Source organism: Stenotrophomonas sp. TWI1183, from assembly GCF_039673115.1.
Classification (GTDB): domain Bacteria; phylum Pseudomonadota; class Gammaproteobacteria; order Xanthomonadales; family Xanthomonadaceae; genus Stenotrophomonas; species Stenotrophomonas maltophilia_AA.
This window is the reverse complement of sequence record NZ_JBDJKZ010000023.1, coordinates 57,408-69,337: the sequence shown is the minus strand read 5'-3', so window position 1 is coordinate 69,337 and position 11,930 is coordinate 57,408. Positions and strand designations below refer to the sequence as shown.

The following is an 11,930-nucleotide window of genomic DNA, read 5'->3' as shown; positions in this document are numbered from 1 at the left end:
GCGGGGGGGGGGCGTCTGCGCTTCGGGCGGGTGTAGCTCCCGCCCCCCCCCCCCCCCCCACTACGGGGAATAGGCGACCGAGGGTGCGTAAAAAAAAACGCCGGGCAGTGCCCGGCGTTTCCTCAATCCGTACCGACCAACGGTCGGTACCTACCGCAGCAGCTCGATCAGCCCAGCAGGTGGGCGACGCCGGAGCGCTCTTCTTCCAGCTCGGCCAGGGTCTTGTCGATGTACTTCTGGCTGAAGTCGTCGACCGGCAGATCCTTGACCAGGGTGTACTCGCCGTTCTCGGTGGTGACCGCGAAGCCGAAGATCACGCCTTCCGGGATGCCGTAGGAGCCGTCGGACGGCACGCCCATGGTGACCCACTTGCCGTTGCTGCCCAGCACCCAGTCACGGATGTGGTCGACGGCGGCATTGGCAGCCGAGGCAGCCGAGGACGAACCACGGGCTTCGATGATCGCCGCGCCGCGCTTGCCCACGGTCGGGATGAAGGTCGATGCGTTCCATTCCTGGTCGTTGATCGCCTCGGCGATGGAGGCACCGTCGGCGGTGGCGAAACGGTAGTCCGGGTACATGGTCGGGCTGTGGTTGCCCCACACGATCAGCTTCTCCATGCCACCGACCGGCTTGCCGAGCTTGGTCGACAGCTGGCTCAGCGCACGGTTGTGGTCCAGGCGCAGCATGGCGGTGAAGTTGCGCGGGTTCAGGTCCGGCGCCGACTTCATGGCGATGTAGGCGTTGGTGTTGGCCGGGTTACCGACCACCAGCACCTTGACGTCACGCTTGGCGACCTTGTTCAGCGCCGCGCCCTGGGCGGTGAAGATCTTGGCGTTTTCCAGCAGCAGATCCTTGCGCTCCATGCCCGGGCCGCGCGGACGCGCGCCGACCAGCAGGGCGATATCGGCGTCCTTGAAGGCCACTTCGGCGTCGTCGGTACCGACCATGCCGGCCAGCAGCGGGAAGGCGCAGTCTTCCAGTTCCATCATCACGCCGCGCAGGGCGGCCTGGGCCTTGTCGACCGGCAGCTCGAGCAACTGCAGGATGACCGGCTGGTCCTTGCCCAGCATGTCGCCGGAGGCGATGCGGAACAGCAGGGCGTAGCCGATCTGGCCGGCGGCGCCGGTCACGGCAACACGAACAGGTGCTTTCATGGGGATTTCCTCTGCTAAGAAACGTAAAAACGGCCCCCTTCACAGGGGGCCGTCGGGATCGGATCAGGCGGTGGGGATCAGCTTGTTCCACTCCGCCACGCGCTCGGCCTGGGCGGCCAGCACGGCGTCGGTGTCGCCTTCCAGGGTGATCGAATGGATCACGTCGCCCTGCTTGACCGAGTCCACGATGGCCTGGCCGTCGAGGACCTGGCCGAACACGGTGTGCTTGCCGTCCAGCCAATCGGTCTTGATGTGGGTGATGAAGAACTGGCTGCCGTTCGTGTTCGGGCCGGCATTGGCCATCGACAGCGAACCGACCTGGTGCTTCACGCCGTTCTTTTCATCTTCGAACTTGTAGCCCGGGCCGCCGGTGCCCTGGCCCTTGGGGCAGCCGCCCTGGATCATGAAGTCCGGGATCACGCGGTGGAAGACCAGGCCGTCATAGAAGCCGTGCTTGACCAGGTTGACGAAGTTGGCGACCGTCAGCGGGGCCTTGTCAGCGAACAGCTCGACCTTGATCGGGCCCTGGGTGGTGTCGAAAGTGGCGATGAGGGACATGCAAATCCTTGGGGTACGGGGGTTTGTCGTTAGCCCCATAGGATACACCCGTGGTATGCGGGCGGCCTGCAAAAAGGAGGACGGTAGTGCCGGCCGTTGGCCGGCAGCCAGGCAGAACCTGCCGGAGATCATGGGGTTGCCGGCCAGCGGCCGGCACTACCTGAATGCCCGTCCGGCAAGGCTTGCGACGCACTTTTCGCGATTGGTCATCTTGGCCGTATAATGTTGGACTTCTTTTTCCAAATCCGGCGCCGACTGGCCCCCTTTCGCATGTCTATCGAAAATCTTCGCAACATCGCCATCGTCGCCCACGTCGACCACGGTAAGACCACCCTCGTCGACCAGCTGCTCAAGCAGTCCGGCACCCTCTCCGAGCGCACCGTGCTCGCCGAGCGCGTGATGGACAGCAATGACCAGGAAAAGGAACGCGGCATCACCATCCTGGCCAAGAACACGGCCATCACCTGGGAAGACAAGAAGACCGGTATCAAGAACCGGATCAACATCGTCGACACCCCGGGACACGCCGACTTCGGCGGCGAAGTGGAGCGCGTGCTGTCGATGGTCGACACCGTGCTGATCCTCGTCGACGCGATGGACGGCCCGATGCCGCAGACCCGCTTCGTGACCCAGAAGGCCTTCGCGATGGGCTTCAAGCCGATCGTCGTGGTCAACAAGGTCGACCGTCCGGGCTCGCGTCCGGATTGGGTGATCGACCAGGTCTTCGACCTGTTCGACAAGCTCGGCGCCACCAATGAGCAGCTCGACTTCCCGATCGTCTACGCGTCGGCCCTGAACGGCTACGCTGGCCTGGAAGACACCGTGCGCGACGGCGACATGACCCCGCTGTACGAAGCGATCATGCAGCACGCGCCGATGCCGGAAGTGGACCCGGAAGGTCCGTTCCAGATGCGCATCAGCCAGCTGGACTACAACAACTTCGTGGGCGTGATCGGCATCGGCCGCGTGCAGCGCGGCACCCTGAAGAAGAACATGCAGGTCGCGGTCATCGATCGTGAAGGCAAGAAGCGCAACGGCAAGGTCGCGCAGGTGCTGGGCTTCCTGGGCCTGGAGCGCATCGAGCAGGACACCGCCGAAGCCGGCGACATCGTCGCCATCTCCGGTATTCCGGAACTGACCATCTCCGACACCCTGTGCCACCCGGATACCCCGGAAGCCCTGCCGGCGCTGACCGTCGATGAACCGACGATCTCGATGACCTTCCAGGTCAACAACTCGCCGTTCGCCGGCAACAAGGACCTGTCCGGTGGCAAGTTCCTGACCAGCCGCCAGATCAAGGACCGCCTGGATCGCGAGCAGGTCCACAACGTGGCCCTGAAGGTCGAACAGCTGGAAGACGCCGACAAGTTCCTGGTCTCCGGCCGTGGCGAACTGCATCTGTCGGTGCTGATCGAGAACATGCGTCGTGAAGGCTACGAGCTGGCCGTGTCGCGTCCGGAAGTGATCATCAAGCAGATCGACGGCCAGGCCATGGAGCCGATCGAGCAGCTGGTGGTGGACATCGAAGAACAGCACCAGGGCGGCGTCATGGAAAAGCTGGGCACCCGCAAGGGCCAGCTGAAGAACATGGAGCCGGACGGCAAGGGCCGTGTCCGCCTGGAATACCAGATCCCGGCCCGTGGCCTGATCGGTTTCCAGAACGAGTTCAAAACCCTGACCCAGGGTTCGGGCCTGCTGTTCCATGTGTTCGACCATTACGGTCCGAAGGAACAGGGTTCGATCGCCAAGCGCCAGAACGGCGTGATGATCGCCAATGCCCCGGGTGCCACCCCGGCGTACTCCCTGGGCCCGCTGCAGGAACGCGGCAAGCTGTTCGCTGCTGAAGGCGACAACGTGTATGAAGGCCAGCTGGTCGGCATCCACTCCAAGGACAACGATCTGACCGTCAACGCGATCAAGACCAAGCCGCTGACCAACATGCGCGCTTCGGGCAAGGACGATGCGATCCAGCTGACCCCGGCGATCAAGTACTCGCTGGAGCAGGCCCTGGACTTCATCGAAGACGACGAGCTGGTCGAGATCACCCCGAAGGAAATCCGCCTGCGCAAGAAGGGCCTGACCGAAAGCGACCGCAAGAAGGCATCGCGCGGCGGCTGATCGGACCCATTGTCGTGATCGACAAGCCCTACAACCCGGATCCTCACAAGCATCCGGGGCTTCACCTGATCGCCTTGCTGGAAGCCAGCAAGGCGGTTCTGGCGCTGTTGGCTGCGACCGGGCTGGAAATGCTCGGCCCGCAGCCCCTGCGCCATGCGGTCAATGCCCTGATCCGGCGTTTCAGTCTGGACCCGGATCACGGCACCCTGCCCTCGCTGCTCAACATGATCAGCCCCGATGCGGTGCATCTGGCGGCTGCTGCAATGGTCGCCTACGGCGTCCTGCACCTTTTCGAGGCCTGGGGCCTCTGGCGCGCCAAGGCCTGGGCCTCCTGGCTGGGCTGCGTCACTGCCGGCATCTACCTGCCGTTCGATATCTACGCCATCCTCCGTCACCCGGGCTGGGCCTCGTGGTCGGTGCTGGTGATCAATCTGATCGTGGTCGGCGTGCTCGCCCGCGATATCCGCAAACGCCATGGCAAGGCCGCCAAAACGGCTTGAGTTGCCAAGCGGCGCCCGCGGTGGTTAGCCTGACGGCCGGTTCGGGGGGACAGGCATGCGCCTGACACTGACATCGCTGATGCTCATCGCGCTGGCCGGCTGCAGCCCGGGCCCGGCGCCCCTGCATGCCCGTGAATCGCCTGCGCCGCCCCCCTCGCCGAGCGCCACGCTCCCGTTCGCCTATGCCGAAGCCGGCATCAGCGACCTGCAGTCACGCATGGCCAGCGGCGAGCTGGACAGTGTCACCCTGACCCGCGCCTACCTGGACCGCATCGCCCGCCTCGACCGGGCCGGCCCGCGCCTGCGCGCGGTCATCGAGCTCAACCCCGATGCGCTGCGCGAGGCCGCACAGCTGGACGCCGAGCGTCGCCAGGGACAGCTGCGCGGCCCGCTGCACGGCATCCCGCTGCTGCTCAAGGACAACATCGGCGCCAGCCCCATGAGCACCACCGCCGGCTCGCTGGCCCTGGAAGGGTTCCGCCCGGACGATGCGTTCCTGGTCCACCGCCTGCGCGCGGCCGGCGCGCTGATCCTCGGCAAGACCAACCTGAGCGAATGGGCCAACTTCCGCTCCAGCCGATCGATTTCCGGCTGGAGTGCCCGCGGCGGCCAGACCCGCAATCCGTACCGGCTCAGCCACAACCCGTGCGGCTCCAGCAGCGGCAGCGCGGTCGCGGTCTCGGCCAATCTCGCGGTGGCGGCGATCGGCACCGAGACCGACGGCAGCATCGTCTGCCCGGCCGCGGTCAACGGCGTGGTCGGCTTGAAGCCGACGGTCGGGCTGGTCAGCCGCGAGGGCATCATCCCGATCTCCTTCAGCCAGGACACCGCCGGCCCGATGACCCGCAGCGTGGCCGACGCAGCCGCGCTGCTGACCGCCATGGCCGGCCGCGACGAGGCCGACCCGGCCACTGCGACCATGCCCGGACGTGCGGTCTACGACTACACCTCGCGCTTGAACGCCGACGGCCTGCGCGGCGCCCGGATCGGCGTGCTGTATGGCGACCTGATGCAGAAGCCGGGCATCGCGCCGGCCCTGCAGCATGCCGTGGCCGTGCTGCGCGATGCCGGCGCGACCGTGGTGCCGGTGCAGTTGCCGACCCAGGGCCAGTGGCAGGACGCCGAACGGATCGTCCTGATGCACGAGTTCAAGGCCGGGCTGCAGCGTTACTTCACGACCTACCGCGCGCCGGTGCGCAGCCTGGACGACGTGATCGCCTGGAACCGCCAGCATGCGGGCAAGGAACTGGCGCTGTTCGACCAGGACCTGATGGACACCGCCGCGACGATGGGCGGCCTGGGTACGCCCGAGTACATCCGCGCGCGCAGCGATGCCCGCCGGCTGGCCGGCCCGGAAGGCATCGATGCGGTGCTGCGCGAACAGAAGCTGGATGCGCTGGTGGCGCCGACCACCGGCGTGGCATGGCCGATCCGGCCGGGCAGCGGCGATGACTTCCCCGGCGAGAGCTACAGCGCCGCGGCGGTGGCCGGCTACCCGAGCCTGACCGTGCCCATGGCGCACGTGGACGGCCTGCCGCTGGGGCTGCTGTTCATGGGGACCGCGTGGAGCGAGCCGCGCCTGATCGAGCTGGGCTACGCCTACGAGCAGCGGACCCGCGCACGCCGTCCGCCGCGGTTCCAGACCGATACCCTGCTGACGAACGGCGTCGCACTCTGAGGGCGTGTACCGACCAACGGTCGGTACCTACCGGGTCGCATCGCCCGGGTCCGGCAGGATCGCGGGCTCACCATCCTCGGCACCGGGCGAGCGCACATCCTCGGCCGGCTGCGAACGCGCGCGTCGCGTCGGCGTGGCTTCCTGGTTGAGCTCGGCACGGGTGCGCGGCAGTGCCTGCGGATGCTCGCGCGCCAGGAAATCGAGCATGCGCTCGCGCACGATGCAGCGCAGGTCGAAGGCATCACCGGAGTTGCGCGCGCTCACCAGCAGACGCACCTGCAGCGTGTGTTCGCTGGTTTCGGTCACCTGGGTCACGCAGACCTGGCCATCCCATAGCGCCTCGCCTTTGCAGATCCGCTCCAGTTCGGCGCGGATCGCCGGGATCGGCGCGGTGTAGTCCAGCCACAGGAACGCGGTGCCAAGCAGATCGGCGCTGCGCCGGGTCCAGTTCTGGAAGGGGTGTTCGATGAACCAGGTCAGCGGCACCACCATCCGCCGCGCGTCCCAGATCCGCACCACGACGTAGCTGCTGTTGATCTCTTCCACGCGGCCCCATTCGCCCTCGACGATGACCACATCGTCCAGCCGGATCGGCTGGGTCAACGCGATCTGCAGACCGGCGATCAGGTTGCCGAACACCGGCTTGGCCGCGATGCCGGCGACCAGGCCGATGATGCCGGCCGAGGCCAGCAGCGCGGTGCCGATCTGGCGGACCATCGGAAACGTCAGCAGGATCAGCGACACACCCACCAGGATGATCGCGCCCATCAGCACACGGCTCAGCACCCGGGTCTGGGTCTGGATGCGGCGTGCCTCGAGGTTGTCGGCCACCTCCATCGGGTGATCGCGCAGGATCGCCTGCTCGCCCGCGGCCACCGCGCGTACCAGCAGCCAGATGAAGCAGCCGGTCAGGCCGATATGCAGCAGCCGCAGTGCCTGCTCGAGCCGGTGCTCCTGCAGCGGCGTGGCCTCCAGGGCCGGAATCAGCAGCAACAGCGGCAGCGCGAACGCCAAGGGCCGGCTGATCACCCGCGCGATGCGGGCACGGCGGTAATCACGGTCTTTCAGACGACGCGTCAACGCCATCAGCAACCACCAGCCACTGATCCCGATCGCCAGCGCGATCGAGATGGGCCAGAGATACAGCGCTGCCTGCTGCCAGTCGACGGTCACGGCACGCTCCTGTGTTCTTCGCGGGGAAGTCCACAGGATGCCGGTGCCGCCATGACCATCGTGTCAGGCGAATGTAAGGTGCGTGTCGAGGACACGCACCGATATCAGTCGGCGTAGTGCGCCTGCTTGCGCACGATCGCCATCGCGATCTCCAGCGACTGTTCGTAGTTCAGCCGCGGATCCACCGAGGAGCGGTAGGCACGCTCCAGATCGCGCTCGGTCAACTCGCGCGCCCCGCCGGTGCATTCGGTCACGTCCTCACCGGTCAGCTCCAGATGCACACCGCCCAGCCGGGTGCCGGCCGCGGCGTGCAGGTCGAAGGACATCTCGACCTCGCCACGCACGTTGTCGAAACGACGCGTCTTGTAGCCATTGCTGGTGCTCTCGGTATTGCCATGCATCGCATCGCACACCCACAGCACCCGCCGGCCATCGCGCTTGACCGCGTTCAACAGCGGCGGCAGTTTCTCGGCGATCTGCGCCGCGCCCATGCGGTGGATGAAGCTCAGGCGGCCCGGCTCGTCATCGGGATTGAGCACATCGATCAGGCGCAGCAGCTGGTCCGGCTGCACCGACGGCCCGACCTTGATCGCGATCGGATTGCGCACGCCACGCAGGTATTCCACGTGCGCGCCATCGAGTGCGGCGGTGCGCATGCCGATCCACGGGTAATGCGTGCTCAGGTTCAGCCAGCCCTGCTGGCGCGGCACCTGGCGGGTCAGCGCCTGCTCATACGGCAGCAGCAGCGCTTCGTGCGAGGTGTAGAAGTCGATCCGGTTGAGGTTGTACACCTGCGCGCCGGACAGCGTCTCCATGAAACGCACCGCATCGCCGATCGAGGACACCATCTTCTGGTAGTCGGTGGCCAGCGGCGAATGCCGCACCCACTCCAGGTTCCAGTACTCGGGGTGGTGCAGATCGGCGAAGCCGCCATCGATCAGCGCGCGCACGAAGTTCATCGTCATCGCCGAGTGCGCGTGCGCCTGCAGCATCCGGCGCGGGTCCGGCAGGCGGGCCGCTTCGGTGAACTCCGGCGCATTGATCACGTCGCCGCGGTAGCTCGGCAGGGTCACGCCGTCGCGGGTTTCGGTATCGGCCGAGCGCGGCTTGGCGTACTGCCCGGCGAAGCGCCCGACCCGGATCACCGGCTTGCGCATGCCGTGCACCAGCACAAGGCTCATCTGCAGCAGCACCTTCAGCCGGTTGGAGATGGTGGTGGATTCGCAGTCGCTGAAGTTCTCCGCGCAGTCGCCGCCCTGCAGCAGGAAGCGCTTGCCCTCCTGGGCCTCGGCCAGCTGCTGCTTGAGCGCCAGGATCTCCCAGGAGGTCACCAGCGGCGGCAGCCGCTTCAGCTCGTGCAGGGCGGCATCCAGCGCCAGCGGGTCCGGATAGGTCGGCAGCTGCAGCGCGGGCTTGCCACGCCAGCTCTCCGGCGACCAGGCAGCGTCGACAGCGGTCGCGGCGGGACCGGCTACGGGCGGGGCGGACAGGCTCATCACGGACTTCCGGGGTGTGGGGCCGGTCATGGTCGCAGAGCGCGCCCCAGACGCAAAGGGGCGGTCATGCCGGCCCAGGCTGAACGCCGAAGAAAGGCCACGGCGATCAGCCAGATCGCGCATGGTCCACCGGCGTGGGACAGGCGCATGATTTGTTACGGAGTAACACTCGCCAGGCCGGCCCCTCCTCCCTTTGCCCAGCCAAGCCATCCCCATGAAGCCCTCCCTGCTTGCTACCGGTATCGCTGTTTCCCTGGCCCTGACCGGCCTGCCCGCCCTCGCCGCCGCACCCACGAGCGCCGCCCCGTTCCCCGCGGTCACCGATCTGGACGCGGTCACCGTCAGCGCCCAGCTCGACCAGGCGCGCAACGCGCTGTCGCCGGATATCGGCAGCAGCCAGTACCAGATCACCGCCGAAGACATCCAGCACCTGCCGCTGGGCGCGTCCACCCCGTTGAACCAGGTGCTGCTGCAGGCGCCCGGGGTGGTCCAGGACTCCTATGGCGGTGTCCACGTGCGCGGCGACCACGCCAATCTCCAGTACCGGCTCAACGGCGTCCTGCTGCCCGAATCGATCTCCGGCTTCGGCCAGACCCTGGACGCCCGCGCGATCAAGAGCATCCGCCTGATGGACGGTGCCCTCCCGGCGCAGTTCGGCGAGCGCACCGCCGCCGTGGTGGACATCACCACCCGCAGCGGCGCCGAGCTGGGCAATGGCGGCAGCGCCGGCCTCACCGCCGGCTCCTACGGCAAGCTCAACCCCAACGCCTCGTGGTGGGGCAGCCAGGGCCGCTGGAGCGGATACCTGACCGGCAACTACGACCAGAACCAGGCCGGCATGGAGAATCCCACGGCCTCGCGCAGGCCGGACCACGATGACACCCACCAGGGCAAGGCGTTCGCCGACCTGACCTACCTGGTCAACGAAGACACCCGCCTGAGCCTGTTCGCCGGGTTCTCCAACAACCGCTTCCAGATCCCGGTCAACCCCGGCCAGACGCCGCAGTTCGGCTACCTGGATACCGTCAACGCGGACTCGGCCGCGCTGGATGAAAACCAGCGCGAGACCACCCGCTTCGGCATGCTGGTGCTGCAGGGCACGCTGGGCGATACGGCCTACCAGGTCTCGGCCGGCCAGCGGTACAGCGACCTGTCCTTCCGCCCGGACCTCGCCGGCGACCTGATCTTCAACGGCGTCGCCTCGCAGGTGGAGCGCAGCAACCGCGCCAACACCGTGCAGGCCGATGCCTCCACCCCGCTCGGTGAAAACCACACGCTGCGCTATGGCCTGTACGTCAACGCCGAACGCGCCCGGGCCGGCAGCGACACCTGGGTGTTCCCGGTCGACGCCGACGGCCAGCAGGCCAGCACCACGCCACGGCGCATTCCGGAGGCGAGCGCGTTCAACGCCACCACCACCGCGGTCTACCTGCAGGACGAATGGCGGATCGGCGCGGACTGGACGGTCAACTACGGCCTGCGCGGCGACCGCTACACGGCCTTCGGTGGCACCGAAGGCCAGCTCAGCCCGCGTCTGGGCGTGGTCTGGAACGCCAGCGACAGCACCACCGTGCATGCCGGCTACGCGCGCTACTTCACCCCACCGGCGAGCGAACTGGTGGCCAGCAGCGACATCGCCCTCTACGACGGCACCACCAACCAGCAACCGGCCGGTGGCAGCACCACCCCGCTCTCCGAGCGCAGCGACTACTACGACATCGGCGTCTCCCAGCAGGTCGGCGAACACCTCACCCTCGGCCTGGACGCCTACGATCGCAAGGTCGACCGCCTGCAGGACGAGGGCCAGTTCGGCGCCGCCTACATCTACTCCACCTTCAACTACCGCCTGGGCCACATCCACGGCGTGGAGTTCAGCGCCGACTACAGCCACGGGCCGCTCAACGCCTACGTCAACGCCGCCTACAACAAGGCCATGGGCAAGCAGGTCATCACCGGCCAGTACAACCTCGATCCCGAGGCCCTCGCCTACGTCCAGAACAACTGGATCCACCTGGACCACGACCAGAAACTGACCTCGTCGGGCGGCATCAGCTACGCCTTCGCCGGCCACAACCGCCTGGGCGCCGACTACGTGTTCGGCAGCGGCCTGCGCTCGGATACCGACGGCGTCCCCAACGGCGGCGAACTCCCCGCCTACCTCCAGCTCAACCTCAGCGCGGCCCACGACTTCAACGCCGACAGCGGCCACCCGCTGCACGCACAGCTCGCCCTGGTCAACGCACTGGACCGCAGCTACCAACTGCGCGACGGCGGCGGCATCGGCGTCTTCGCCCCGCAATGGGGCCCCCGCCGCGGCGCCTACCTCAGCCTGCAGCAGGACTTCTGAGCGGAGCCCTGACCGCAGCATCCGACCTGGCCGCGCAACGCGCGTCAGGTCGGGTAACGGACCTGACCGGCCTCAGTGACGCCGACGTGCACGGAACGCCGTCACCAGCGCCCACACCGCCAACGCCGCAAACCACACCAGGCTCCACATCGGCATCGTCAGGCCCAGGAACTGCCAATCGATATTGCCGCAGTTGCCGGTACCGGTCAGCACGGTCCGGAACACCTCGAACGGCCCCATCGTCTCACTGAGGAAACTCAACGGCGGCCCACAGCTCGAGCCCATGTCCTGCGGCAGCAACTGCACATACACATGCCGGCCGGCAATGCCGATACCGACCGCCGCCGCGATGAAAGCCAGCACCCCATACGTCTTCCGCCCAGCCGGATCCCGCGGACCATGCAGCGCCCCGATCAGGAACAGCAGCCCCAGCGCCGCGAACGCAATCCGCTGGAAAATGCACAACGGACACGGCTCCAGCCCCATCTTCAACTGCAGGAAGATCGCATACCCCAACAGCGCCGCGCAGACCAGGAACCCCAGCAGGAACTGGGCGCGGAAACTCCAACGCAATGGATTCATTGCCAACACTCGTGAAAGTCCAGGCCCCAAGATTAACAGGGCCGTGACCGCCCACGTCCATGCGCACCTGCCGACCATCGGCGCAGCCGACCGGACAGCGTGTTCCGTACAGCACGCGGAACCACCCGAACGTAGCGACGGTACAGAGGAGCCGGCCAGCGGCCGGCACTACCCACGCACCGAGACAGGCGCATGCTCCGCTTCACCCCCATGCGCACCGACCCAGTGTGCAGGCGTTGGCGCGGGTGGGTTGGCGGGACCATGAGCGCCATGGATGGCGCGACATGAGCCTCCATGGACGGATTCACGGCGTGTCCCGCCAAC

At 67.2% G+C, this 11,930-nt stretch carries 9 protein-coding genes; 4 read left to right on the top strand and 5 right to left on the bottom strand.

Annotated elements, in window-relative coordinates; translation table 11 throughout:
- Positions 1 to 167: 167 nt before the first annotated feature.
- Both ABE434_RS17175 and ABE434_RS17170 read right to left on the bottom strand, forming a co-directional pair.
- Positions 168 to 1,154, bottom strand: a complete 987-nt coding sequence (locus ABE434_RS17175; RefSeq protein WP_088435213.1) for a malate dehydrogenase — start codon at positions 1,152 to 1,154, stop codon at positions 168 to 170.
- 63 nt (positions 1,155 to 1,217) lie between these two features.
- Complete coding sequence (locus ABE434_RS17170; protein WP_088435214.1) at positions 1,218 to 1,712, bottom strand: peptidylprolyl isomerase; 495 nt, start codon at positions 1,710 to 1,712, stop codon at positions 1,218 to 1,220.
- A 270-nt stretch (positions 1,713 to 1,982) separates the two neighbouring features.
- Between ABE434_RS17170 and typA the strand changes: the two genes are divergently transcribed.
- Genes typA through ABE434_RS17155 form a run of 3 tightly spaced genes read left to right on the top strand, consistent with a single transcriptional unit; the run spans position 1,983 to position 6,008 of the window.
- The gene (gene typA, locus ABE434_RS17165) at positions 1,983 to 3,830 is read left to right on the top strand and encodes a translational GTPase TypA (protein ID WP_121042902.1); all 1,848 of its coding nucleotides are present in this window, start codon (positions 1,983 to 1,985) and stop codon (positions 3,828 to 3,830) included.
- Between the two features lie 14 nt (positions 3,831 to 3,844).
- On the top strand, positions 3,845 to 4,330 hold the full coding sequence (locus tag ABE434_RS17160; RefSeq protein ID WP_346479649.1) for a DUF2127 domain-containing protein: 486 nt from the start codon (positions 3,845 to 3,847) through the stop codon (positions 4,328 to 4,330).
- Between the two features lie 55 nt (positions 4,331 to 4,385).
- A complete protein-coding gene (locus ABE434_RS17155; RefSeq protein ID WP_346479648.1) occupies positions 4,386 to 6,008 on the top strand; it encodes an amidase in 1,623 nt (540 codons plus the stop codon).
- Between the two features lie 27 nt (positions 6,009 to 6,035).
- Here the strand turns inward: ABE434_RS17155 and ABE434_RS17150 are convergent, their stop codons facing one another.
- Together ABE434_RS17150 and ABE434_RS17145 are read right to left on the bottom strand one after the other, a co-directional pair.
- A complete protein-coding gene (locus ABE434_RS17150) occupies positions 6,036 to 7,181 on the bottom strand; it encodes a mechanosensitive ion channel domain-containing protein (protein WP_179460854.1) in 1,146 nt (381 codons plus the stop codon).
- Between the two features lie 104 nt (positions 7,182 to 7,285).
- Positions 7,286 to 8,677: a 3-deoxy-7-phosphoheptulonate synthase class II gene (locus tag ABE434_RS17145; RefSeq protein WP_346479647.1), complete on the bottom strand. Its 1,392-nt coding sequence runs from the start codon at positions 8,675 to 8,677 to the stop codon at positions 7,286 to 7,288.
- Positions 8,678 to 8,891: 214 nt separating this feature from the next.
- Here ABE434_RS17145 and ABE434_RS17140 point away from each other — a divergent pair, with 214 nt between their 5' ends.
- Entirely contained in the window at positions 8,892 to 11,024 is a 2,133-nt protein-coding gene (locus ABE434_RS17140; protein WP_346479646.1) for a TonB-dependent receptor, read from the top strand.
- Positions 11,025 to 11,096: 72 nt separating this feature from the next.
- Here ABE434_RS17140 and ABE434_RS17135 read toward each other — a convergent pair whose 3' ends face one another.
- The gene (locus ABE434_RS17135; protein WP_070426690.1) at positions 11,097 to 11,606 is read right to left on the bottom strand and encodes a disulfide bond formation protein B; all 510 of its coding nucleotides are present in this window, start codon (positions 11,604 to 11,606) and stop codon (positions 11,097 to 11,099) included.
- Positions 11,607 to 11,930 lie beyond the last annotated feature (324 nt).